This window comes from Streptomyces sp. NBC_00212 (assembly GCF_045206365.1).
Classification (GTDB): domain Bacteria; phylum Actinomycetota; class Actinomycetes; order Streptomycetales; family Streptomycetaceae; genus Streptomyces.
The window spans coordinates 5,205,476-5,229,831 of sequence record NZ_CP108115.1; the positions used below are offsets into that span (position 1 = coordinate 5,205,476).

A 24,356-nucleotide genomic window follows, 5' to 3' on the forward strand; every position below is an offset into this window, starting at 1 on the left:
CTGGTCCTTCACTGCACCGTGCCTGAGGGTTCGCGTATTGGCAACAGTGCGGGGGAGGCGCGTAGGGTCGCGGCGTGCTCGATGTGAACCCGTTGATCTTGGCCGTGGACCGCTTCGCCGACCGGCTGCGTGCCGCTCCCGAGAGCCGGCTGCGGCGTGGCGCGGCGGCCGAAGGGCTGGCGCTGGCCCGGGAGTTGGCGGTCCGTGCGCAGCGCGTCGAGGACCCCGGGCGCGAGCCGCGGATCATGCCGGACGCCGGCGTGTTCGCGGTCGCGGACCAAGTCCTGGTCGCCGGACGGGATTTGGCGCAGGCGCTGCGCACGGCGAAGACCCCGCCCGGCGGGGAGCCGGACGGGGCCGTGGAGCTGGTGGAAGCCGCGGGGGCGCGGGCCTTCGGCTAGCCGCCCCCGGGAGTGGCCCTCGCCGTCAGAGCGAGGCGATGACCCGGTCCGCGAGGATGTAGACGCTCTCCTGGCCGCACGAGAAGGTCAGCGCGTACGCGCCGGACACTCCGGAGCCGCCGAGCAGCACCGGGGCGTCGCCGTCGCGCAGGGCGTCCGCGAGGCGCTCCGCGGTCTCGCGGTGGCCCGGGGTCATGCAGAGCGTGGTGCCGTCGGCGAAGACGTACACGTCGAGCGTGCCGAGCGGCCCCGGGCGCACGTCCGCGAGGGCGGTACGGGACTCGGCGAGCTCCTCCAGGCGGGAGACGGTGGCCTCGTGGTCGGCGACGACGGGCGTCTGGACCGGTACGAAGTCGGGGTGCGAGGGGTGGCGGCGGCGGGCCGCGGCGAGCTCGGGGGAGTCCTCGGGGAACTCCTCCGCGGTCTCCAGCGCCTCGGCCATCTCCAGGGCCTCGGCCTCCAGGCCCGTGAAGTCCGCCTGGCGGGGCAGGAAGAACGCGGCGTCCTCACCGAGCCCCGCGAGCCCGCCCAGCATCGGGGAGGGCGCGTCGGCGGCGTCCCTGGCCTCCTGGGCGGCCCAGAAGGCGCGCGCCTCGGCCAGCTCGCGCTCCCGCTCCTCGGCGAGGGCCTCGGCGACGGCGGCGCGTATTTCGGCGGCCGGGGTCGCGCTGGAGCGGGCCTGCTGGGGCAGGGAGACGCTCTGGTCGGCGCGGTGTTCGGCACGGGCGGCTGCCAGGTCTTCGCGCAGAGCCACGACCTGCTTGCGCAGCCCGTGGGCAGCGTGCAGGGCAGCGGCGCCCACGGCCGTGGCAGCGGCCGTGGTCAGCAGCAGGGCAAGAGGCATGGCGCTCACTGACTTACTCCCGGATTCAAACGATTCCCCGACTTCCTACATCAGCTTGTCGTGAGCTCGCTCCCGGTGTCAGTGCATTACGTCACGAAATGGACAGGTCTTTGAGCCTCAGGTTTACCGGCATATCGTCCCTGACCTGGGAGAACGTGTTCCCCGCAGGAGATACGTCACATCCTGGGGGAGATTCGGTCACGGTTAGGACGCGGAACGATTGGCTGTGCGTGGCCTGTGGGACGCGGGAGCCCAGGTCAGGGACCCGAGGGTCGCGCTGTGCGTTCAACCTGTGGCGGCCGGGGCGTCAACGCTGCGTCGACCACGCGTCAACGCAGCGCTCCGGCCGCCCGGGGCGTCTCTGGCCGAGGTTCCGGCCGAGGTTCCGGCCGAGACTTCGGTCGAGACTTCGGCCGAGGTCTCAGCTGAGCCGCTCGATGACCATCGCCATGCCCTGGCCGCCGCCGACGCACATGGTCTCCAGACCGAACTGCTTGTCGTGGAACTGGAGGCTGTTGATCAGCGTGCCGGTGATGCGGGCGCCGGTCATGCCGAAGGGGTGGCCGACCGCGATGGCGCCGCCGTTGACGTTCAGCTTGTCCAGCGGGATGCCGAGGTCCTGGTAGGACGGGATCACCTGGGCGGCGAAGGCCTCGTTGATCTCGAAGAGGTCGATGTCGTCGACGGTGAGTCCGGCGCGCTTCAGCGCCTGGCGGGAGGCCTCGACCGGGCCGAGGCCCATGATCTCGGGCGACAGGCCCGTGACGCCGGTGGAGACGATGCGGGCCAGCGGGGTCAGGCCGAGCTCGCGCGCCTTGGTGTCGCTCATGATCACGAGGGCCGCGGCGCCGTCGTTCAGCGGGCAGCAGTTGCCGGCGGTGACGAGTCCGTCCGGGCGGAAGACGGGCTTGAGGCCCTGGACGCCCTCGACGGTGACGCCCGCGCGCGGGCCGTCGTCCTTGCTGACCACGGTGCCGTCCGGCGTCGTCACCGGGGTGATCTCGCGCTCCCAGAAGCCGTTCTTGATGGCTTCCTCGGCGAGGTTCTGCGAGCGCACGCCGAACTCGTCCATCTCCTGGCGCGAGATGCCCTTGAGGCGGGCGAGGTTCTCGGCGGTCTGGCCCATCGCGATGTACGCGTCCGGGACGAGACCGTCCTCGCGCGGGTCGTGCCAGTTGGCGCCCTCGGACTGCGCGACGGCGGCGGTGCGTGCCTCGGCGTCGGCGAAGAACGGGTTGTGGGTGTCGGGGAGGCCGTCGCTGCTGCCCTTGACCGAGCGGGACACCATCTCGACACCGGCCGAGATGAACACGTCGCCCTCGCCCGCCTTGATGGCGTGCAGCGCCATCCGGGAGGTCTGGAGCGAGGACGAGCAGTACCGGGTGATCGTGCAGCCCGGCAGGTGGTCCATGCCCATCTGCACGGCCACGATGCGGCCCAGGTTGTGGCCCTGCTCGCCGCCGGGCAGGCCGCAGCCGAGCATCAGGTCGTCGATGTCGCGGGGGTCCAGCTCGGGGACCTTGGCGAGGGCGGCCTGGATGATCGTGGCCGTGAGGTCGTCGGGGCGGAGGTCCTTGAGCGAGCCCTTGAAGGCGCGGCCGATGGGGGAGCGGGCGGTCGAGACGATCACGGCTTCGGGCATCACGGCTCCAGGGGATGGGAAGGCAGGACTCCTTGGGAAGTTACCCGCACGTACTGGATTGGTCATCCGGGGTGGCGTGTGATGCGGGACTCTTTTCTAAGCGGTTGCTCAGTGGCCGTCCGGTGGAGTTCTCGGCGGCCCGCCCGGTACCGGGCCGACTGGTCGCCCAGGGCCCCGGGACAACCCCGGGGCGCCCGTCGTCACCGTCTCGTGTGCGAGCCGTTGCGGGTCGGCTCCACCGGGTCCGGCAGGCGCCGCCGACGCCGGTGCTTGAGCAGGGCCCAGGGCGCGCGGGCCGCCGTGACCTCCGTGCCCGCCTGGGCCGCCGCGGCCGAGGCCGCCTTCGCCACCGGCAGGATGTCCTCGTCGCGCGAGGCGTCGGGGTGGTCGGACTCCGGCCACAGGCCGAGCGCGGCGCACAGCGTGGGCAGCACCGCCATCGCCGCGGTCGCGTACCCCTCGGCCGAGGGGTGGTAGTTGTCGGGCCCGAACAGCTCCCGCGGGTTCGCCTCGAACTCCGGGCCGAGCAGATGGCCCAGCGACACCGTGCGGCCGCCCTGCTCCACCACCACGATCGTCTGCGCCGCGGCGAGCTGGCGCGAGACCCGCCGGGCCAGCCAGCGCAGCGGCTGGTAGACGGGCTCGATGGTGCCGAGGTCGGGGCAGGTCCCGACGACCACTTCGGCCCCGGCGGTACGCAGCCGGCGTACCGCGGTCGACAGGTAGCGCACCGAGGTGGTGGGTGCCATCCGGGTGGTGACGTCGTTCGCGCCGATCATGATCACGCAGACGTCGGGGACGCGGGCGGGGTCGGCGAGCAGCAGGGACACCTGGCGTTCGAGGTCGTCGGAGCGGGCCCCGGGCAGCGCCACGTTCCGCAGCGTCACCATGCGCTCGGCGACCGCCGCGAGCCCCGAGGCGAGCAGGGCGGCCGGGGTCTGGCCCGCTCTTCGCACGCCCTGGCCGGCCGCCGTGGAGTCGCCCAGCATGCCGAGCCTGAGCGGCTGCGTACCGTCGGCGAAGGCCGTTCCGTACAGCCCGTCCGCGTTCGGGGCCTGCGGGGAGCCGCCGCCCACCGTGCGTTTCGCGAGCGCCAGCTCGGCCAGGACGACGCCCACCGCGGCCCCCGCGAGCAGCCCGATGCCGCCGCCGCCGAACGCCGCGCCCGTCGCGATCCGCCGTGCCACCCTCGCTCTCGACAGAGTCCCCGCCACCGCCACCTCCCTGGAGCTTGCAGTCGTACAACAGCTAACTGCCCGGTAGCGGGTGCCGCTCAATCCAGTGCAGAGGTGAACACCCCGTCGTGGTCCGCATACGCTGGCGGTACCTAATCGGAGACCCGGAGACAACGGTGCGATTCCACGACTCGATGATCAGCCTCGTAGGCAACACCCCGCTGGTGAGGCTCAACAGTGTGACCCAGGGCATTCAGGCGACAGTCCTGGCCAAGGTCGAGTACTTCAACCCGGGCGGCTCGGTGAAGGACCGGATCGCCGTCCGCATGATCGAGGCGGCCGAGCAGTCCGGCGCCCTCAAGCCCGGCGGCACGATCGTGGAGCCGACCAGCGGCAACACGGGCGTGGGCCTGGCCATCGTGGCCCAGCAGAAGGGCTACAAGTGCATCTTCGTCTGCCCTGACAAGGTCTCCACGGACAAGATCAACGTGCTGCGGGCGTACGGCGCCGAGGTCGTGGTCTGCCCGACGGCGGTCGACCCGGAGCACCCCGACTCGTACTACAACGTCTCGGACCGCCTGGTGCGCGAGACGCCGGGGGCCTGGAAGCCGGACCAGTACAGCAACCCGAACAACCCCCGTTCGCACTACGAGACCACCGGCCCCGAGCTGTGGGAGCAGACGGAGGGGAAGATCACCCACTTCGTCGCGGGCGTCGGCACCGGCGGCACCATCTCCGGCACCGGCCGCTACCTCAAGGAGGCCAGCGACGGCAAGGTGAGGATCGTCGGCGCCGACCCGGAGGGCTCCGTCTACAGCGGCGGCTCCGGGCGTCCGTACCTGGTGGAGGGCGTCGGCGAGGACTTCTGGCCGACCGCCTACGACCAGGACGTCACCGACGAGATCGTCGCGGTGTCCGACAAGGACTCCTTCCAGATGACCCGGCGCCTGGCCAAGGAGGAGGGCCTCCTGGTCGGCGGCTCCTGCGGCATGGCCGTTGTGGCCGCGCTCAAGGTCGCCGAGGGCCTCGGCCCCGACGACGTGGTCGTCGTGCTCCTGCCGGACTCCGGCCGCGGCTACCTGTCGAAGATCTTCAACGACGAGTGGATGGCGGACTACGGCTTCCTGGAGGAGGCCGGTCCCTCCGCGCGCGTCGCCGACGTGCTCGGCTACAAGGAAGCCGGTCACCTTCCCTCGCTGGTGCACATGCACCCCGAGGAGACGGTCGGCCAGGCCATCGAGGTGCTCCGCGAGTACGGCGTCTCGCAGATGCCCATCGTGAAGCCGGGCGCGGGTCACCCCGATGTGATGGCCGCCGAGGTCATCGGCTCGGTCGTCGAACGCGAGCTGCTCGACGCCCTGTTCACCCAGCGGGCCCTGTTGGACGACGCGCTGGAGAAGCACATGAGCGCGCCGCTGCCGCAGGTCGGCTCGGGCGAGCCGGTCGGCGACCTGATGTCCGTGCTCGGCAAGGCGGACGCGGCGATCGTGATCGTCGAGGGCAAGCCGACCGGGGTGGTCAGCCGCCAGGACCTGCTGGCCTTCCTGGCCCGCACCCCGCAGTAGGCCGACGGCCGCTCCAACTCCCCCAGGGGGAGCGGGAGTGGCCGAGGCAGCCGAAGTCGCGCAACCGGTACGAGCGCGACATGTGCGCGCAGCACCCGCTTAACACGGCTCGTGCACAGTGGTGGATGTCGGCAGGGGAACCCGGGCAGGGGGCCCCGGCCGGCGCCACCAGCGGCGTCGAGGAACTTCCGGAGCGGCTCCCGGACTTCCACGGACGCCCAGGACGCGGAGACCGGCCCTGACCCGGGACCGTGTCCCTCGCGGGGACCGCCGTCGTCCCGCCCCCCGGGCGACCGGGGGTGCGGCGGTCCCCGCGATCACCTTTTTCCGGGGTCGGCGCCCACTCTTTTTCCGGAGCCGGCGCCCACCCTGATTCCGGGCCCGCGTTGGCCCAACTCGCCACCCCCGTACGGAAGTTGTGGCTCAGTCGTCTTCGCGGGGCCGCCGGAAGAGCTGCCACGGCCAGCGGTGTGCCGCGTGCACGGCGTTCACGGCGACGATGCCGAGCCAGGTGGTGAGCAGCCCGGGGTAACCGGCTTGCGCCGCGCCGATCGCGGACAGCGGTATCGCGAGGATCAGCGAGATCATGGCGAAGCCGAAGCGCTCGCCGAAGTGGCTCTCCGGGCCGCCCCGGGCCGGGCGGCCGCCGCGGGCCACGACCATCTGCTGCTCCGCCAGCTGCCGCCGCACCCGCCGGTCCACCGAGCCGTCGACCCGCTGCTCGACCTTCTCCAGGAAGGAGTCGACGAGCGCGGACTCGTACTCGGGGCCGAGGTCCCGACGGGCATGCAGGGTGGCGTCGAGTTCCTTCTTGAGCTCGGCGTCCTTCAGGAGGCTGGGCCGGGGCTCGGTGTCACGGGCATCCATGCACTTGACGGTACGGAGCGGAGGCCTCGTCCGCACGGGGGGTACCCCCCGTATTTCTTCCTCGTGCCAGCACGAAGAAGAGCGCCGCAGGGACGGCCAGGCCCACGATCCACGAGACGTCGGCGCCGCCGAGCCGCCCGACCAGTGGGCCCGTGTAGAAGCTCGTGGCCAGGAACGGGAGCTGGGCGAGCACCCCGATCACGTACACCGACAGCGCGTCCCAGCGCCAGGCGCCGTAGCGGCCGCGGGGGTCGAAGAGGGCCGGGATGTCGTAGCGCTCGCGGGAGATCAGGTAGTAGTCGACCAGGTTGATCGCGGACCACGGTGTGAAGAAGGTGAGCAGGAAGAGCAGGAAGTCCTTGAACGAGGTCAGGAACGAGTCCTTGCCCGCGAGCGCCACCGCCGTGCCGGCCAGCATGATGCCGCCGATGTAGAGGGCGCGGGCGCGCGGCCCGATCGTTTTCTGGGCGCGGAAGCCGCTGACGCTGGTCACCATCGACATGAACCCGCCGTAGGTGTTGAGCACGTTGATCGTGAGCTTGCCCAGCGCGATCGTGAAGTACAGGAACGAGGCGATCAGGCCGGTGCCGCCGAGCCCGACGACGTACCCGACCTGGTTGGCGAGGAAGGCGTCGCCGGCGGTCGCCGCGACCAGCACGCCGAAGGTCATCGACCACTGGGAGCCCAGCGCCGAGCCCGCCAGCGTCCACCAGAACGTGGCGCGGGTGCTGGTCGTGCGGGGCAGGTAGCGCGAGTAGTCCGCGACGTACGGGCCGAACGCGAGCTGCCAGGACGCCGAGAGGGAGACCGCGAGCAGGAACATCGGGAGGTGGAAGGCGCGGTCGTGCAGGACCGCCGTCAGGTCGATCCGGTCGAGCAGGCGTATGCCCAGGTAGACGAAGGCCAGCGCGCAGATCACGCTCGCCACCCGGCCGAGCGCGTGGATCACCCGGTAGCCGATCGTCGCGGTCACGGCGGTGACCAGGGCGAAGATGATGATGCCGGGGGTCTCGCCGAGGTGGGTGAGCTCGCCGGTCGCCTGGCCCGCGAGCACGCTGCCGCTGGCGAAGAAGCCGACGTACATCACGATCACCAGGAGCAGCGGCACCACCGCCCCGCGCACGCCGAACTGGGCCCGCGAGGAGATCATCTGCGGCAGCCCCAGGCGCGGGCCCTGCGCCGAGTGCAGGGCCATCACGGCGCCGCCGAGCAGGTTGCCGACGACGAGGCCGATCAGCGACCAGAACGCGCCGCCGCCGAAGACCACCGCGAGGGCGCCGGTCACGACGGCGGTGATCTGGAGGTTGGCGCCGAGCCACAGCGTGAACTGGCTGAAGGCGCTGCCGTGGCGCTCGGCGTCCGGGACGACGTCGATGGAGCGGCGCTCGACGAGGGAGGCGCCCGGCCCTGAGGGTTCGGGGGATGCGGTCATGGGGGTGCTCCTTCGCGACGAGGAGGCGGTGCAGGCTTGCCCGGCTGTATATCGTCATGCAGAGTTCTGGGTGTCTGAATAACTTGTCAATGGCTCAGGCCCGGGCCCTTGGCGCCGCGTCCGGAAATGGTGGTGATCGCGCATGTTGTCGTCCCACGTCGTGGACGCCTCGCAGGATTCGCCGACCGGGATCGTCGTGCTCGACGGCGAGACCCTGCCCGTCGCCGACGTCGTCCGGCTCGCCGATGGAACCGCGCGCCCCGTGCCCGGCACCGAGGCGATGCGGCGCGTCGAGCACGCCTGGCACACCGCGCGCGAACTCGCCGCCTCCGGGCGGGTGTACGGCCGCTCGACCGGAGTCGGCGCCAACCGCACCGAGGCCGTGCCCACCGAGGCCGCCGCGGGCCACGGCCTGCGCCTGCTGCGCAGCCACGCCGGGGCGATCGGCGACCCGCTGCCCGCCCGCGAGGTCCGCGCGATGCTCGCGGTGCGGGCCAACCAGCTGCTCGCGGGCGGCGCGGGCCTCCGCCCGACCGTGGTCACCGCGCTGTGCGAGGCCCTGGAGGCCGGGGCGCAGCCGGTGGTCAACGAGTTCGGCTCGGTCGGCACCGGGGACATCGCCGCCCTCGCCCAGGTCGGCCTCGCGCTCGCCGGGGAACACCCCTGGCAGGGCGGCCCCGAGCCCGAGGCGCAGCCCCTCGACAACAACGACGCGCTGGCGCTGATCAGTTCCAACGCCCTGACCCTGGGCCAGTCCGCGCTCGCCCTGGACGAGCTGCGCCGCCTGGTGTCGGCCACCGAGATCGTGGGCGCCTTCTCGCTGCTCGCCGTCGACGGCTCCTACGAGGCGTACGCGGAGCCCGTGCACGCGGCGCGCCCGCACCCCGGCTCGTACGCCACTGCCGCCCGCATGCGCGAACTGCTCGGCGCCCCCGAGCGGCCGACCCCGCCGCTCGGCCGCATCCAGGACCCGTACGGATTCCGCTGCCTGCCGCAGATCCACGGGCCCGCGCACGACGCCGCCGACGCCCTGGAGCGGGTCCTCGCGATCGAGATCAACGCCGCCGCCGAGAACCCGCTGATCTCGCCCGACGACCTCGCCGCCTACCACCACGGCGGGTTCTATCTGGCCCAACTCGCCCTGGCGCTCGACCACTTCAGGCTCGCCGTCACCCAGGTCGCCCGCCTGTCCACCTCGCGCCTCTCCGCCCTCAACGAGCCCGCCTACACCCGCCTGAAGCCCTTCCTCGCGGACGCCGAGCCCGCCTCGTCCGGCGTGATGATCCTGGAGTACGCGGCCGGCGCCGCCCTCGGTGATCTGCGGGCCTTCGCCGCCCCGGCCTCACTGGGCCACGCTGTACTCTCTCGGGGCGTCGAGGAGCAGGCCAGCTTCGCCTCGCTCGCGGCCCGTCAGACGCTGCGGCTGGGCGGGGCGCTGCGACTGGTGGTGGGGTGCGAACTCGTCGCGGCGGTACGGGCGTTGCGCCAGCGCGATCTGCGCCCGGACCCGGAACTTCCGGTCGGGCGGGCGTTCGCGCTCGCCGAGTCCGTGCTCGACGAGGACGTCACCGACCGGCCGCTGACCGCGGACGTCGACCGGGCGGCCGCACTGCTCGACCGGTTCAAGGATCTGTACGCATGAAGGGGGACGGCATGAGCGAGGGCCCTGCCGCACGGCTGCAACAGCTCTTCGAGGGGCGCAGGCTGACCCCGACGCAGCGGCGCATCGCACACTGCATGGTGCGCCGCGCCGCCGACGTGCCCTTCCTGTCCAGCGTCGAACTCGCCGAACTCGCCGGCGTCAGCCAGCCGTCGGTGACCCGGTTCGCGGTCGCCCTCGGCTTCGACGGCTACCCGGCGCTCCGCCGCCACCTGCGCGAGGTCGCCCCCGCCGCGACCGGCCAGGAGGCCGAGACCTCGTACAACGAGTACCAGCAGGCCGTGCAGGCCGAGATCGAGAACCTCCAGCACCTGGCCGGTCTCCTCGCCGATCCGCGCCCGGTCGAGGACGCGGGCCGGCTGCTCGCCGCCTCCCGGCCGCTGCCCGTGCTCGGCCTGCGCGCGGCCTCCTCGCAGGCCCGCGGCTTCGCCTACTTCGCGGCCAAGGTGCACCCCGACGTCCGCCTGCTCGACGAGGGCGGCACCATGCTGGCCGACCGGATCGACGCGGCGCTGCGGGCCGGGGCCTCGGCCCTGCTGTGCTTCGCGCTGCCGCGCCATCCCAAGGAGGTCGTCGAGGCGCTCGCGTACGCGCAGTCGGCCGGGCTCACCGTGGTCACGGTCGCCGACTCGGCGTTCGCGCCGGTCGCCAAGTACAGCGACCTGCTGATCCCGGCGGCCGTCGGCACCGGCCTCGCCTTCGACACGGCCTGCGCGCCGATGCTGCTTGGCCGGGTCCTCCTGGAAGCCATGTGCGACGACCTGCCGGACGCGCAGGCCCGCCTGGAGGAGTTCGACGCGAAGGCGGCGGCGCGCGGCCTGTTCGTGGAGTAACGCCAGGTCCCTTAAGGAACCGCTCAGATTGCCCGGCTAACGTCCGCGCCAGTAATGCGAGGCATGGAGGTGGGACGTGGGTCGCGGAGGGCAGGCGCTGGCGCGCGTGGCGGTGATCGTACGGGCCGGGGCGGCCCCGCTGTGGTGGCTGGGCCTGCTGGCCGCGGGCCTCGGGGCCGTGCTCCCGGTGAGCCTGACGGGCCGCCGGATCGGGCTGCTCGCGGGGGCCGCGCTGTTCCTCGTCGCGGCGGCCGTCGTGTTCGTGGCCCGGCGCCGCCGCTACACGCACTTCGCGAAGGCCGCGTCCCGCGCCGCCAAGGCGGACTTCCTCCAGGACCGTGTCGTGACCGTACGCACCTGGCGGCGGGCCTGGCGCTGGTGGCTGCTGCTCGGCTTCCTCGCGGCGGCGGGCTCCTCCTTCGCGCTGCCCGGCGCGGGCGGCCTGCTGATGGCGGGCGCGGGCGCGGGCCTGTGGCTGAAGGCGGGCTGGCTGGGGCGCCTGGAGCGTGCGGGCGACGCGCTGATCTGGGTCCGCACGGACTGGGCGGCGAAGGGCGCGCCGGTGGGCAAGAAGGTGCGGGGCTTCCGGGCGACCGGGCTCGGCGCGGGGGACGCGGCGCCCGGCGGGGCCCGGCGCCGCTGAACTCGGAGCTCTCTCAGAGCAGGGCGTCCGCGTGGGCGCCGCCCGCCTCCTCGACCAGGTCCGCGATGGGCTGCGGGTCGCGCACCGTCGCGAACCTCACCCCGTCCGCCGTGGCCGTGAAGCCGTAAATCCCGGGCCTGGCAAGGGAGTTGTAGGAGTAGTGGTGGGCGAAGTAGTACGCGCCCGTGTCCAGGACTCCCGTGAAGTCGCCCTGTTCGAGCAGGGGCAGCGGGCGGTTCTCGGCGAGCAGGTCCCCGGCGAAGCAGGCGGGCCCCGCGATGTCCTGGGCGACGGGCGGGCCCTGCTTGGGGCGGCCCTTCGCGTCGTACGCCTCGATCCGCAGCGGCCAGGAGGCGGGCGCGTACACGGTGCGGGCCGCGATCTGCACGCCCGCGTGGGTGACCGCGATGGGGCGGCCGCCCGAGCTCTTCGCGTACTCGACCCGGGCGAGCACCAGACCGTGCTTGGCGAGCAGTGAGCGGCCGAACTCCGTCACCAGGCCGTACCGTCCGTCGAACAGTCCCGGCACCTCCTCCTTAAGGAGGCTCGCGTAAGCGGCATACGTAGGCGTCTCTTCGTCGGACCCGAAGTTGACGGGGAGGCCGCCGCCGATGTCGATCGTGTCGACCTGCTGCCGCCCCACCGCCGCGTTGATCTCCTCCGCGAGCTCGTGGGCGGCCCGCACGCCCCGTGCCATGAGGGAGAGCGCCACGCCCTGCGACCCGGAGTGCGTGTGCAGCCGGGTCAGCCAGGGGCGCTCCGCATACGCCCGTACGACCCAGTCCCGGGCGCCGTCGTCGAGCAGCGCGACCCCGAACTTGGACGTGGCCGTCGCCGTGGACAGCGCGTCGATGGACCCCGCGCCGAGCTGCGGGTTGACCCGGATGCCCAGGGGCGAGGCGCTCGGCGCCGAGGACACGAGGGCGTCCAGGCGGGCGAGCTCCTGGGGGTTGTCCGCGTTCACGGCGATGCCCAGGGCCAGCGCCTCGCGCAGCTCGGCCGGGGTCTTGGCGGGGGAGTCGAGCACGGTGGCCGCGGGGCGGATCCCGGCGGCCCTGGCCAGCGCGAGCTCGCCCGGGCTCGCGACCTCGGCGCCCAGGCCCTCGGCGAGCAGCAGCCGCAGGACCGGGACCAGCGGGCAGGCCTTCACCGCGAAGGCGTGCAGCACCGGTGCGTCGGTGACGGCGGCGAAGGCGGCGCGCAGGGCGGCCGCGCCCGCGCGGATGCCGGCGGTGTCGAGGAGGGCGACGATGGGGACGTCGGGCCCGGCCAGGCCCTGCTCGACCGCGGCCCGCACGGCCTGTTCGCGGCGCTCCGCCGCGGCGGTCCCGGCGGCGCGGGACGTTGCCTGGGAAGTCATGCGATCAAGCCAATCACCGGGTGGCCCCGAGTGCAGAGGGTACGCATCTATTGACTAGTTCTATTCAGTGACACAGGATGTGAATATCTGGATCAGGTCACGAGGAGGCACCGCCATGTCAGGACCCCGCCCCGTACGGGCACCGCGCGGCACGGAACTGAGCGCCCTGGGATGGCAGCAGGAAGCCGCGCTGCGCATGCTCCAGAACAACCTCGACCCCGAGGTCGCCGAGCACCCCGACCAGCTCGTCGTCTACGGCGGCACCGGCAAGGCCGCCCGCGACTGGCGCTCCTTCGACGCCATGGTGCGTACGCTGCGCACGCTCAAGCAGGACGAGACGATGCTGGTCCAGTCCGGCCGCCCCGTCGGCGTCATGCAGACCCACGAGTGGGCGCCGCGCGTCCTGATCGCCAACTCCAACCTGGTCGGCGACTGGGCCAACTGGGAGGAGTTCCGCCGTCTGGAGGCCCTCGGCCTCACCATGTACGGCCAGATGACGGCCGGCTCCTGGATCTACATCGGCACGCAGGGCATCCTCCAGGGCACGTACGAGACGTTCGCCGCGGTCGCCGCCAAGCTGCATTCAATCGGTAAAGGGGTCAACGGCACCCTCGCCGGAACGATCACCCTGACCGCCGGCCTCGGCGGCATGGGCGGCGCCCAGCCGCTCGCCGTGACCATGAACGACGGCGTCGCGATCTGTATCGACGTCGACCCGCGCGCCATCGAGCGCCGCATCGAGCACCGCTACCTGGACGTGAAGGCGGACTCCCTGGAGCACGCCCTCCAGCTCGCCGTAGAGGCCCGCGACGCCCGCCGCCCGCTCTCCATCGGCCTCCTCGGCAACGCGGCGGAGCTGCTCCCGCGCATGCTCGCCGAAGGCGCCCCGATCGACATCGTGACCGACCAGACCTCGGCCCACGACCCGCTCGCGTACCTCCCCGTCGGCGTGGACTTCGACGACATGGCGTCGTACGCGGCGAAGGACCCGGCGGGCTTCACGACCCGGGCCCGCGAGTCGATGGCCAAGCACGTCGAGGCGATGGTCGGCTTCATGGACGCCGGCGCCGAGGTCTTCGACTACGGCAACTCCATCCGCGGCGAGGCCCAACTCGCGGGCTACGAGCGGGCGTTCGCGTTCCCCGGCTTCGTGCCGGCCTACATCCGCCCGCTGTTCTGCGAGGGCAAGGGCCCCTTCCGCTGGGCGGCCCTGTCGGGCGAGGCGTCCGACATCGCGAAGACGGACAAGGCGCTCCTCGACCTCTTCCCCGAGAACGAGTCGCTGCACCGCTGGATCAAGATGGCCGGCGAGCGCGTCCACTTCCAGGGCCTCCCGGCGCGCATCTGCTGGCTCGGCCAGGGGGAGCGCGACAAGGCGGGCGACATGTTCAACGACATGGTCGCCAACGGCACCCTCGCCGCCCCCCTCGCGATCGGCCGCGACCACCTGGACTGCGGCTCGGTGGCCTCCCCGTACCGCGAGACCGAGGCGATGCTGGACGGCTCCGACGCGATCGCCGACTGGCCGCTCCTGAACGCGATGGTGAACGTCGCGTCGGGTGCGTCCTGGGTGTCCATCCACCACGGCGGCGGCGTCGGCATGGGCCGCTCCATCCACGCGGGCCAGGTGTCCGTGGCGGACGGCACGAAGCTGGCGGGCGAGAAGATCCGGCGCGTCCTCACCAATGACCCCGGCATGGGCGTCATCCGGCATGTCGACGCCGGGTACGACATCGCGGAGCGGGTGGCGGACGAGCGCGGGGTCCGCATCCCGATGCGGGAGGGTGACGGCGAGTGAGTCTTTCCCCCACCCCGCCCCTTCCCGAACCGGGGGCGCTGCCCCCGGACCCCCAGTCGCGCCTTGAGGGCGCTCGTCCTCAAACGCCGGACGGGCTGAAGACGCCCGCCGCTGCCGGGATCGACCCTGCCAAGGGCGTGCCCGTACCCGGCGCCGCTGGGGCTCCGCCCCAGACCCCGTTCGCGCTTGAAGGGCGCTCGTCCTCAATCTCCCCCAAGGACTCCGTCCAGGGGGTACCCCCAGGGGCTGAAGGCGCCGCTGTACCCGGCGCTGCCAGGGGCGCGGGGAACTGCGCGAGCAACGACGTACGGTCCGCGGGCGACCGACCCGCAAAGTCAGCCTCTCCGGCGTTTGAGGAGCGGGGTCCGGGGCGGAGCCCCGTGTCCGCCGGGTCGCACCCGGACTCCTCACCCCCGGAGGGTCTCGGGAAGGGGCGGGGTGGGGAATCCGCCTCCTTCCAGGAGATGTGGGCCACGCTCGCACCCATCGGCCGCGACAGCGGAACCCGCGGGTACCGCCGCCACGCCTGGACCGAGGCCGACGCCGACTGCCGCGCCTGGTTCCAGGCCCAGGCGGAGTCCCGGGGGCTCACCTACGAGCTGGACCGCAACGGCAACCAGTGGGCCTGGGCCGGGGACCCGGCGGCCGGGGACGCCGTCGTCACCGGGTCGCACCTCGACTCCGTACCCGACGGCGGCGCCTTCGACGGCCCCCTCGGCGTCGTGTCGTCCTTCGCCGCCCTGGATGAACTCCGGCGCAGGGGAGCCCGGTTCACCAAGCCCCTCGCCATCACCAACTTCGGTGACGAGGAGGGCGCGAGGTTCGGGCTTGCCTGTGTCGGGTCACGGCTCGCCGCGGGACAGCTCACCGTCGACGCCGCGCACCGCCTGCGTGACGCGGACGGCGTGAGCCTTCCGCAGGCCATGGAGCGCGCCGGGTACGACCCGGACACCATCGGCCCGGACCCCGAACGCCTCGCCCGCATCGGCGCGTTCGTGGAGCTGCACGTGGAGCAGGGGCGGGCGCTCGACCTCAGCGGGGACGCCGTCGGCATCGCCTCGGCGATCTGGCCGCACGGCCGCTGGCGGTTCGACTTCGCGGGGGAGGCCAACCACGCCGGCACCACCCGCCTGGTCGACCGGCGCGACCCGATGCTGACGTACGCCGAGACCGTCCTCGCCGCCCGCCGCGAGGCGGAACTCGCGGGTGCCGTCGCGACGTTCGGCAAGATCTCCTGCGAGCCCAACGGCGTCAACGCCATCCCCTCCCTGGTGCGCGGCTGGCTGGACTCGCGCGCCGCCGACCAGTCCACCCTGGACACGGTCGTCGCCGCGATCGAGCAGGCCGCCAAGGAGCGGGCCGAGCGGGACGGCGTGGACCTCAGCGTCGTACGCGAGTCCTTCACGCCCGTCGTGGAGTTCGAGCACGCGCTGCGGGACGAGATCGCCAAGATCCTCGGCGGCCACACCCCGGTCCTGGGGACCGGGGCGGGACACGACGCCGGAATCCTGTCCGGCTCGATCCCGACCGCCATGCTGTTCGTACGCAACCCCACCGGCGTCTCGCACTCCCCGGCCGAGTTCGCCGGCGAGGACGACTGCGTCGCCGGGGTGCTCGCACTCGCCGATGTACTGGAGGGCCTGGCGTGCAGGTGACGTACTGGCTGGAACACGCCTGGCTCGACCCCGAGGCCGAGCCGGGCGTGGCCGTGGAGGTCGCCGACGACGGCCGAATCGCCGCTGTCCGCAAGGGAGTCGATGCGCCGCCGCCCGGCGCCGTGGTGCTGCGCGGGTTCACCGTCCCCGGTCTCGCCAACGCCCACTCGCACGCCTTCCACCGCGCCCTGCGCTCCACCGTGCAGGTCGGCTCCGGGACCTTCTGGACCTGGCGCGAGATCATGTACGAGGTCGCGTCCCGGCTCACCCCGGACACGTACCACGCCCTCGCCCGCGCCGTGTACGCGGAGATGGCGCTGGCGGGGATCACCGCGGTCGGCGAGTTCCACTACGTCCACCACGCGCCGGGCGGCACCCCTTACGCCGACCCCAACGCGATGGGCGAGGCGCTGATCGCCGCGGCCGCCGAGGCGGGCATCCGCATCACCCTGCTCGACACGGCCTACCTCTCCTCCGGCTTCGGCGCCGCCCCCGACCGGCACCAGCTCCGCTTCTCGGACGGCACGGCCGAGGCCTGGGCGGCACGCTGCTCGGCCCTCAAGGACCGCGAGCACGCCAGGATCGGCGCGGCCATCCACTCCGTACGGGCCGTCCCCGCAAGGGAGTTGGGCACGGTCGCCCAGTGGGCCGAGGCGCGGCGGGCTCCGCTGCACGTGCACCTGTCCGAGCAGACGGCGGAGAACGACGCCTGCCTGGACGCGTACGGTCTGACGCCCACTCAGCTGCTCGCCGAGCACGGGGTGCTGGGGCCGCGCACGACGGGCGTCCACAACACGCACCTGACGGACGGGGACATCTCGCTGCTCGGCTCCACCGGTACGGGCACCTGCATGTGCCCCACCACCGAGCGCGACCTCGCGGACGGCATCGGTCCCGCGCTCGCCCTCCAGCGGGCCGGGTCCCCGCTCTCCCTCGGCAGCGACAGCCATGCCGTGATCGACATCCTGGAGGAGGCGCGGGCGATGGAACTCGACGAGCGCCTTCGTACGCGGACGCGGGGGCACTGGACGGCGGCGGCGCTGCTGCGGGCCGCGACCGCCGACGGCCAGGCGGCGCTCGGCTGGGGCGACGCGGGCCGGATCGAGGTGGGCGCTCTCGCGGACCTCACCACGATCGCGCTCGACTCGGTCCGGACGGCGGGTCCAGTCCCTCGGCTGGCTGCCGAGACGGCGGTGTTCGCGGCGTCGTCGGCCGACGTCCGGCATGTGGTGGTGGGCGGCCGTCAGGTGGTGCGGGACGGGTCCCACGCCCTGATACCCGACGTGGCGTCGGAACTGACGGCGGCGATCGCGACGCTGAGATCGTAGAAGTTCCCCCACCCCGCCCCTTCCCGCTGTAACACTCTGCGGCTCCGCCGCGTGGCCTCCGGGGGTGGGGAAGGGGGAAGCCGGGTTTCCTGGGGCTCCGCCCCAGACCCCGCTCCTCAAACGCCGGAGGGGCTAAGAAGGTGGTCGGTTATCTGCGGACCGTGCGTGGCTGGTCGCGCAGTTCCCCGCGCCCCTAGCAGGGCTGGTGGCGGCCGGTACTGGCATCTTCAGCCCGTCCGGCGTTTGAGGACGAGCGCCCTTCAGGCGCGAATGGGGTCTGGGGCGGAGCCCCAGGAAGCCGGCTTCCCGCCCCTTCCCCACCTCCGGAGGGTCTCGGGGAGGGGCGGGGTGGGGAACGAAGAAAGGACACCATGAGCAGCACCCTCGTACACAACATCACCACCCTCGTCACCAACGACCCCGCCAGGGAAACCGGCCCCCTCGGCCTCATCCAGAACGCCGCCCTCGTCGTCGAAGACGACAAGATCGCCTGGGTGGGCCCGGCAGCGGACGCCCCGCCCACCGACACCGCCCACGACGCCCACGGCCGAGCCGTGATCCCCGGCTTCGTCGACTCGCACTCCCACCTCGTCTTCGCCGGCGACAGAACCGCGGAGTTCAACGCCCGCATGTCCGGCCAGGCGTACGCTGCCGGCGGCATCCGGACCACCGTCGCCGCCACCCGCGCCGCGAGCGACGAGGAGCTGGGGGACAACGTCGCCCGGTACCTCGCCGAGGCGCTGCGGCAGGGCACCACCACGCTGGAGACCAAGTCCGGGTACGGGCTCACCGTCCAGGACGAGGCCCGCGCGCTGCGCATTGCCGCCGAGCACACCGACGAGGTCACCTACCTCGGCGCGCACATCGTGGCCCCGGAGTACGCCGACGACCCGGCCGGATACGTCGCCCTGGTCACCGGCGAGATGCTCGACGCCTGCGCCCCGTACGCCCGTTGGGTCGACGTGTTCTGCGAGAAGGGCGCCTTCGACGGGGATCAGGCGCGTGCCATCCTCACCGCGGGCCAGGCCAAGGGGCTGCTCGCGCGGGTCCACGCCAACCAGCTCACCTACGGGCCCGGCGTCCAGCTCGCCGTGGAGCTGGGCGCGGCCTCCGCCGACCACTGCACCCACCTCACCGACGCGGACGTCGACGCCCTCGCCAACAGCGCGACGGTCGCGACCCTGCTGCCCGGCGCCGAGTTCTCCACCCGGGCCCAATGGCCGGACGCCAGGCGGCTGTTGGACGCGGGCGCGACCGTCGCGCTGTCCACCGACTGCAACCCCGGGTCGTCCTTCACGTCCTCGATGCCGTTCTGCATCGCGCTCGCCGTACGGGACATGAAGATGACCCCGGACGAGGCGATCTGGTCCGCCACCGCGGGCGGCGCCGCCGCGCTGCGCCGCACCGACATCGGCCGCCTCACCCCGGGCGCCCGCGCCGACCTGGCGTTCCTGGACGCGCCCTCGCACGTCCACCTCGCCTACCGGCCCGGCGTCCCGCTGGTGAGCGAGGTCTGGCGGGCGGGCCGCAGGGTCTGACCGGCCAACCGTTCACGCTGCCGTGGCCCGCCGCTCCAGGCGGGCCACCCAGCGCCGCAGGCCCAGCGAGAACGCCCCGGCCAGGACGAACAGGCCCGTCGCGATGGCCACCGTCAGCCAGCGCAGGTCCTTCGAGACCAGCAGGTGCGCGCCCGCGCCCGGGTGCACCTGGCTGAGCAGCACGTGGAAGAAGAAGGTCAGCGCGACCAGATACAGCGCGTACCAGGCGGGCTTGTTCCACTCCTTGAGCACCCGCCCGTCCATGCCGGACAGCGGCAGCATCCCGAACACCACGACCTCGACCCCGCCCACCACGGCCAGGCCGACCGTGTACGCCAGCACGTACGGCATGCTCCCGGGATCGGCGTCGCGCCCCGCCTCGACCAGGGGCGTGCCCAGCGTCCAGACCAGCAGCGAGGCCGCCAGCGTGCAGATCCCGCCGACCAGCACGGCCTGCCCCTTCGGCACGCCGCCGGGGACGCGCGGCGGAGCGCCGAGTACCAGGTACACCGCGACGAGCCCATAGACGTACGGCACGGGGGACTCCAGCCACCTCGAAAGACCCGCCATCACCACGGCAAGCGCCAACCCGGCCGGAACCACCCGGAGTTCGGCCGGAACCCCGCCCCGGCCCGGCCGCATCAGGGAGTCTTTCGTCTTCTCGTACGTCATGAGAATGAGCAGCATTCCGGCCGCCGCCCCGATCACCTTGACGGCGGTCTGCGCGCTCCAATGGGTGGTGGCGTCGGCCCACACGACGAGTGCCCCGCCACCGAGCGCGTAGCCGCCCATCCGCAGCCAGCCGGGCACCCGGGCGGGACCGCTGTGCTGCCGCCTGCGCCACCAGCGGGTCAGTGCGTTGTCGGCGAGCTGCGAGGGGAACGCCTTCTCCAGGAGCAGCACCATCAGCAGGAACCAGGCGGCAAGACCCGCCGAACCCGCCAGGTCCTTGAGCGCCCAGGACACTTCGGCGGGCGTACGCAGACTTCCGACGAGCCCGATTCCGTGACCGTGGCCGCCCCCGGCCTTCGGCGGGGGTGTGGAGGACGGGGAAGGGCCGGGGACGACGCCCGAGTCCTTGTGCGAGGAGGTCGGGTCCGGCGATCCGGGCTTCGTGCCGGGGTTGTCCGGTGTCGTGCGCGGGGTCGGGCTGGGGCTCGGGTCCGTCTGCTGGCCGGAGACCTTGTCGTGGCCGGGGGACGGGGTCTGCGAGCCCGTACCGTTCGGTGTGGGTGTGGGCGTGGGCGGTGTTGGCGACACGGGCGGGGTGACCGCCACCGCGGTCACCGTGAACGGCGCCGAGGCCGTGAGCTGCTCCCCGGGCGTGGTGTGGCCCCCCGTACTGGCGACGGGCAGCCCCTGGCAGGTCACGGTCACGTTGTGCGGGCCCGCCGCGGCCCCCGCCGGCACCGCGAAGGAGGCCCTGAGCGTCCAGTCCGCCCTCGACACGGCCCCGGACGCGACGGCCGTCGCGTCCCACAGGACGCGGGCCGCCGCACCGCACTGGAAGCCCGTACCGAGGACGTGCACGGTGCTGCCGGGTGCGCCGGATCCCGGGTCGAGCGAGACCGCGGGCGGTGGCGGAGGTGGTGGCGGAGGAGGCTCCGGCGCGAGCACCCCGAAGATTCCGCTCCGGCTCACCGAGGGGCGCGAGGCGCAGGTCGCGACGACCGTGTGCGTCCCCGGCGCCGCGTTCGCCGGCACGACGTACCGGTACGTGAAGACACCCGACGCGTCGGTCCACCCCTTGACCGGCGGGAAGAGGTCGCTGGTCAGGGTGAGTGGCCCGGCGAACCCGTCGCCGTTTCCCGCGCAGTCGAAGCCGCTCCCGTTCACGTGGAGGGGCCCCTTCTGGCTGGCCGTCGGGTACACCTCGAACACGGGGTTCGCGGACGGCCGTGGCCGCGGGGTGGTGGCCGACGGCTTCGGGTTTCCGGCGTGCGTCGGCGTAGGAGATGTGGGCCCGGCCAGTGGCGTGGAAGGGCCGGGCCCCGGCGTGGATCCCGCGGGTGCGGAGCCGACCGCGGCGGCCGTCGCCGCCGTGGTCACCATGCGTTCGGGCGCCGCCGGACCCGGCACCCCGGCGATGGCCGGCAGCACTGCCGCCGCGCACACCGCCACGCATGAACTCCGTTTCCACAGCCTCTTCTCCATCGGCTGCGCCCCCTCGGATCCGCACGGCCCTCCCCGGACCGTTCCGCCTCCCGGTTACGAGTCCTAGGACGCCACGACCCCGAGGAGAAGGTTCCGGCGCGCGGGCGGCGCATAGGAGCGAGATTGCCCGACGGATATGCGCTGCGCGCCCCTCAGGCGCCGCCCCTCAGACACCGGCCCCCAAGCACCGGCCCTCAAGCACAGGCGATCAAGAACTGGCCAGCCGCTCGATCTCCGCCGTGTCGCCCGTCGCGAGCAGCCCGAAGAGCCGAAGCACCTCGTCCTTGGACACGCCGGACAGCTGGCGCGGGGGCGCGTCCGGGTCGTCCAGGTTCTCCCAGAGGAGCCAGAGCAGCTCGCCGCTCGGGAAGGCGCTCAGGGACCAGCCGTTCTCGTGGGTCAGGGAGACGTCGGGGTGCTCGTCGTCGGCGTCGGCCAGGCCGTCGAGGATCGTGCGCATCGTCGCCTCGTCGGGCTCGTCGACGGAGGTGCCCGACAGGTCGGTCATGAAGTAGCTCATACCGTGCATTAGCTCACGCCGAACGCCCCACCCGTACGTCCGGGCCCGTCCGCCCCGGACGTAGGCACGGCCAGGACGGGGTCAAAACGACGACGGCGTACCAACCTTCACCCGGTTCCAGCGAGGGCGCCTTGGCATTCACGCCGGGGAGGAATCGCATCCCATGCCCGCGACGCGGGGTGTCGCTGCGCCGGTCTTCTTCTGTGAGCGCAGAGCGCCCGCTTCTTGCCCTCGAAGCCGGGCAATGCGTACATGTGTGCTACTGGTCACCAATTGTGTTGGAAGGGCCGGACGACTGGCATGTGTGTCGCATGGTCGCACTACCGTCTGGGTCATGAAGCTGGTGGTGCAGGTGAAGCTGCTGCCGACGCCCGTGCAGGCGGCGGCACTTGACGCGACGTTGCGTGCCTGCAACCGCGCCGCCAACCAGGCTTCGAGGGTTGCGTACGAGACGGGTGTGACCAGCCGCAACGATCTGCAAAAGGCCGTTTACACGGACCTGAAGGCCCGGTACGCACTGTCCGCGCAGCCCGCAGTGCGGGTGGTGAAGAAGGTCGTGGACGCCTACGCGACCCTGCGCGCGAACGTGAAGGCGGGCCATCTCGGCCCGGCGGACTCGAAGAGGTACCGGAAGGCCACCGGTTCCCCGATCGCCTTCCGGCCGCGGGCGGCCCAGCCCTTCGACGACCGCTGCCTGTCCTGGCAGATGGACGCCCGCACCGTCTCGATCTGGACTGTCCACGGCCGTCTGAAGAACCTGGGTTTCGCCGCCTCGCCCGACCAGCTCAAGACCCTGGTCGCGTACCGCAAGGGTGAAAGTGACCTGATCTTCCGGGACGGGAAATGGTTCCTGACCGCGACCTGTGAGATACCCGCCCCCGAGGTGTTCGAGCCGGCCGACTGGATCGGAGTGGACCGCGGCATCGTCAATCTCGCCACCACCAGCGACAACACCAACTACCAGGGACGGCGTCTGTCCCGATACCGGCGTTGGCAGGCCCGCAAACGCGCCGAACTCCAGGCCAAGAAGACCCGCTCGGCGACCCGACGGCTGGCCCGCAGCGCCAAGAAGGAGCACCGTCATGCCACCCACCTGAACCATGTGATCAGCAAGGAGATCGTGTCGGTCGCGCAACGCACCGGGCGCGGGATAGCCGTCGAGGAACTCGGCGGGATCCGGGACCGGGTACGGCTACGCCGTGACCAGCGCGGCACGCTCTCTTCCTGGCCTTTCCACCAGTTGGGACAGCACCTCGTCTACAAGGCCTGCCGGGCTGGGGTGCCGTTCCTTGAGGTGGATCCGGCTTACACCTCGCACCGCTGCCCGCGCTGTGGGCACACCGAGCGGGCCAACCGGCCCGGCCGGGGCCATTTCCGTTGTCGTCGGTGCGGGCTCGCTGGCCCTGCCGACCTCGTCGCCGGGGTCAACGTGCGCGATCGCGCACGCTCGGCGTGGGCGTTCGTCACCATGCCCGTCGCTCCAGGGCCCACCTCGGCCTGAGGCGAGATGCGACCCGTGACCGTCCCGTCGTGGGGGGCAGTCGGGAGCGCGACAAGGCGTGAATCGCTGAGCTCCACAAGCTCGGCCGTTCACGGCCGAGAAGGTGACCGTATGGTTACAAAATGAGGGAAGGTACCTACCCTCGGGGAAAATCGACCGGTACCGTCCAGGTTCAGCGTGGCTCAGGGTGAGACCGGGGGGTCGAAAGTTGAGCAGTCTGCGCGGGAGCGGCGGCGCCGAGGGCGCACGGGGACGGATACGAGTGGCGAGGCCCGGCGATCTGAGCGCCGGGGAACTGGAGGTCTGGCGCGAGCTGCGGGCCAAGTCGCAGACGCCGGAGAATCCTTTCATGGAGCCGGAGTTCACTCTGGCCGTGGGGCGAGTGCGGTCCTCGGCGCGGGTCGCCGTGGTGTACGAGGGTGGAGAGCCATCCGCCTTCTTCCCTTATGAGAAGGGGAAGTTGGGGCAGGGACGGGCCATCGGGTTCGGCGTCTCGGACTGTCAGGGGATGGTCGCCCGGCCCGAACTCGGCCTGGAGCGCGACGAGTTGATGCGGGCGTGCGGTCTGTCCTCCTGGGAGTTCGACAACCTGGAGTCCGGTCAGTCGCTGTTCGCGCCGGACGCGGCCGCCGAGTACGCCTCCTTCGTCATCGACGTGGGGGCCGGTTACGAGGCGTACGAAACGATCCTGCGCCGGCAGTCGCCGAAGTTCTTCAAGACCACCGCCGCCAAGGAGCGCCGCCTTGGCCGACAGGCGGGGGAGGTGCGGTTCGTCTTCGACGAGCGGGACCCGGCGGCGCTGGCCCGGCTCATGGAGTGGAAGTCCGCGCAGTACCGCCGCACCGGGCGGCGCGACCGGTTCGCGCAGGAGTGGATCAACACCCTGGTGCAGCAGCTCGCCCACACCCGCGCGCCCGGCTGCTCGGGGGTGCTCTCCGTGCTGTACGCGGGGGACAAGCCGGTCGCCGCCCACTTCGGGCTGCGCTCGCGCACCGTCCTGGCCTGCTGGTTCCCGGCGTACGACCCGGAGTTCGCCAAGTTCTCGCCGGGCCTGGTGCTCCATCTGCGGATGGCCGAGGCGGCCGCGGCCGAGGGCATCGGGATGCTCGACCTCGGGCGGGGGGCCGCCGAGTACAAGGACGCGCTGAAGACCGGCGAGATACCGGTGTACGAGGGGGCGTCCACCCGGCCCGGCGCGGGCGCGGTGCTGCACTGGATCGGGCGCGAGCCGTCCCGCCGGGCGCACGGATTCGTACGGAAGCGGCCGAGGCTCGCCGAGTTCGCGCAGCGCAGCCTCAAGCGGGCCGGGCGGTTGCGCGGCGCCGGAAAGTAGCGCCCCGCGAGGGGAGCTGAGCACATCAGAAGACCCGGAGCACGGGGGGAAGCACAGTGTCGGACAGGTCATCGCACGCATCGCAGGGGCCGGAGGCCCAGAGCCTC

General features: G+C 72.4%; 20 protein-coding genes. 12 read left to right on the forward strand and 8 right to left on the reverse strand.

The genetic code is table 11. From position 1 onward, the window contains the following. Nucleotides 1-74: 74 nt before the first annotated feature. The gene (locus tag OHA17_RS23910) at nucleotides 75-401 is read left to right on the forward strand and encodes a hypothetical protein (protein WP_406508305.1); all 327 of its coding nucleotides are present in this window, start codon (nucleotides 75-77) and stop codon (nucleotides 399-401) included. Nucleotides 402-426: 25 nt separating this feature from the next. On the opposite strand, the gene OHA17_RS23915 is transcribed toward OHA17_RS23910, so the two are convergent. The 3 genes from OHA17_RS23915 to OHA17_RS23925 form a co-directional block, all read right to left on the reverse strand. Next, nucleotides 427-1,245, reverse strand: coding sequence for a hypothetical protein (locus tag OHA17_RS23915; RefSeq protein ID WP_199826911.1), 819 nt, complete (start codon nucleotides 1,243-1,245; stop codon nucleotides 427-429). A 421-nt stretch (nucleotides 1,246-1,666) separates the two neighbouring features. Further along, on the reverse strand, nucleotides 1,667-2,887 hold the full coding sequence (locus OHA17_RS23920) for an acetyl-CoA C-acetyltransferase (RefSeq protein WP_406508306.1): 1,221 nt from the start codon (nucleotides 2,885-2,887) through the stop codon (nucleotides 1,667-1,669). Nucleotides 2,888-3,087: 200 nt separating this feature from the next. Then, complete coding sequence (locus tag OHA17_RS23925) at nucleotides 3,088-4,074, reverse strand: SGNH/GDSL hydrolase family protein (RefSeq protein ID WP_398876190.1); 987 nt, start codon at nucleotides 4,072-4,074, stop codon at nucleotides 3,088-3,090. Nucleotides 4,075-4,238: 164 nt separating this feature from the next. On the opposite strand from OHA17_RS23925, the gene OHA17_RS23930 reads away from it, so the two are divergent. After that, nucleotides 4,239-5,627 carry a cystathionine beta-synthase gene (locus OHA17_RS23930; RefSeq protein ID WP_053725058.1) on the forward strand — a complete coding sequence of 463 codons (1,389 nt, stop codon included), beginning with the start codon at nucleotides 4,239-4,241 and terminating at the stop codon, nucleotides 5,625-5,627. Nucleotides 5,628-6,050: 423 nt separating this feature from the next. On the opposite strand, the gene OHA17_RS23935 is transcribed toward OHA17_RS23930, so the two are convergent. After that, nucleotides 6,051-6,494 carry a hypothetical protein gene (locus tag OHA17_RS23935; protein ID WP_406508307.1) on the reverse strand — a complete coding sequence of 148 codons (444 nt, stop codon included), beginning with the start codon at nucleotides 6,492-6,494 and terminating at the stop codon, nucleotides 6,051-6,053. Then, nucleotides 6,481-7,926: a purine-cytosine permease family protein gene (locus tag OHA17_RS23940; protein WP_406508308.1), complete on the reverse strand. Its 1,446-nt coding sequence runs from the start codon at nucleotides 7,924-7,926 to the stop codon at nucleotides 6,481-6,483. The genes OHA17_RS23935 and OHA17_RS23940 overlap by 14 nt, the downstream gene beginning before the upstream one ends. A gap of 142 nt (nucleotides 7,927-8,068) precedes the next feature. On the opposite strand from OHA17_RS23940, the gene OHA17_RS23945 reads away from it, so the two are divergent. From OHA17_RS23945 to OHA17_RS23955, 3 genes are all read left to right on the forward strand, one after another. After that, the gene (locus OHA17_RS23945; protein WP_398875926.1) at nucleotides 8,069-9,568 is read left to right on the forward strand and encodes an aromatic amino acid ammonia-lyase; all 1,500 of its coding nucleotides are present in this window, start codon (nucleotides 8,069-8,071) and stop codon (nucleotides 9,566-9,568) included. A gap of 11 nt (nucleotides 9,569-9,579) precedes the next feature. Further along, a complete protein-coding gene (locus tag OHA17_RS23950) occupies nucleotides 9,580-10,419 on the forward strand; it encodes a MurR/RpiR family transcriptional regulator (RefSeq protein WP_406508309.1) in 840 nt (279 codons plus the stop codon). A 76-nt stretch (nucleotides 10,420-10,495) separates the two neighbouring features. Then, entirely contained in the window at nucleotides 10,496-11,062 is a 567-nt protein-coding gene (locus OHA17_RS23955) for a hypothetical protein (protein WP_406508310.1), read from the forward strand. A 13-nt stretch (nucleotides 11,063-11,075) separates the two neighbouring features. Here the strand turns inward: OHA17_RS23955 and OHA17_RS23960 are convergent, their stop codons facing one another. Continuing rightward, on the reverse strand, nucleotides 11,076-12,422 hold the full coding sequence (locus OHA17_RS23960; RefSeq protein ID WP_406508311.1) for a diaminopimelate decarboxylase: 1,347 nt from the start codon (nucleotides 12,420-12,422) through the stop codon (nucleotides 11,076-11,078). A 115-nt stretch (nucleotides 12,423-12,537) separates the two neighbouring features. Between OHA17_RS23960 and hutU the strand changes: the two genes are divergently transcribed. From hutU to hutI, 4 genes are all read left to right on the forward strand, one after another. Then, complete coding sequence (hutU, locus tag OHA17_RS23965) at nucleotides 12,538-14,220, forward strand: urocanate hydratase (protein ID WP_406508312.1); 1,683 nt, start codon at nucleotides 12,538-12,540, stop codon at nucleotides 14,218-14,220. Nucleotides 14,221-14,684: 464 nt separating this feature from the next. After that, nucleotides 14,685-15,875 carry an allantoate amidohydrolase gene (locus OHA17_RS23970; RefSeq protein ID WP_406508313.1) on the forward strand — a complete coding sequence of 397 codons (1,191 nt, stop codon included), beginning with the start codon at nucleotides 14,685-14,687 and terminating at the stop codon, nucleotides 15,873-15,875. Further along, nucleotides 15,866-17,203: a formimidoylglutamate deiminase gene (locus OHA17_RS23975; RefSeq protein WP_406508314.1), complete on the forward strand. Its 1,338-nt coding sequence runs from the start codon at nucleotides 15,866-15,868 to the stop codon at nucleotides 17,201-17,203. The genes OHA17_RS23970 and OHA17_RS23975 overlap by 10 nt, the downstream gene beginning before the upstream one ends. Before the next feature lie 371 nt (nucleotides 17,204-17,574). After that, entirely contained in the window at nucleotides 17,575-18,741 is a 1,167-nt protein-coding gene (gene hutI, locus OHA17_RS23980; protein WP_406508315.1) for an imidazolonepropionase, read from the forward strand. Between the two features lie 12 nt (nucleotides 18,742-18,753). On the opposite strand, the gene OHA17_RS23985 is transcribed toward hutI, so the two are convergent. Further along, entirely contained in the window at nucleotides 18,754-20,577 is a 1,824-nt protein-coding gene (locus OHA17_RS23985) for an FGLLP motif-containing membrane protein (RefSeq protein WP_406508316.1), read from the reverse strand. A 160-nt stretch (nucleotides 20,578-20,737) separates the two neighbouring features. Here OHA17_RS23985 and OHA17_RS23990 point away from each other — a divergent pair, with 160 nt between their 5' ends. Further along, nucleotides 20,738-20,962: a hypothetical protein gene (locus OHA17_RS23990; protein WP_406508317.1), complete on the forward strand. Its 225-nt coding sequence runs from the start codon at nucleotides 20,738-20,740 to the stop codon at nucleotides 20,960-20,962. Between the two features lie 141 nt (nucleotides 20,963-21,103). Here OHA17_RS23990 and OHA17_RS23995 read toward each other — a convergent pair whose 3' ends face one another. After that, entirely contained in the window at nucleotides 21,104-21,403 is a 300-nt protein-coding gene (locus OHA17_RS23995) for a hypothetical protein (RefSeq protein ID WP_386135065.1), read from the reverse strand. Nucleotides 21,404-21,749: 346 nt separating this feature from the next. Here OHA17_RS23995 and OHA17_RS24000 point away from each other — a divergent pair, with 346 nt between their 5' ends. Then, nucleotides 21,750-22,916, forward strand: coding sequence for an RNA-guided endonuclease InsQ/TnpB family protein (locus tag OHA17_RS24000; RefSeq protein WP_406508318.1), 1,167 nt, complete (start codon nucleotides 21,750-21,752; stop codon nucleotides 22,914-22,916). A gap of 262 nt (nucleotides 22,917-23,178) precedes the next feature. Beyond that, nucleotides 23,179-24,249, forward strand: a complete 1,071-nt coding sequence (locus tag OHA17_RS24005; RefSeq protein WP_406508319.1) for a GNAT family N-acetyltransferase — start codon at nucleotides 23,179-23,181, stop codon at nucleotides 24,247-24,249. Nucleotides 24,250-24,356 lie beyond the last annotated feature (107 nt).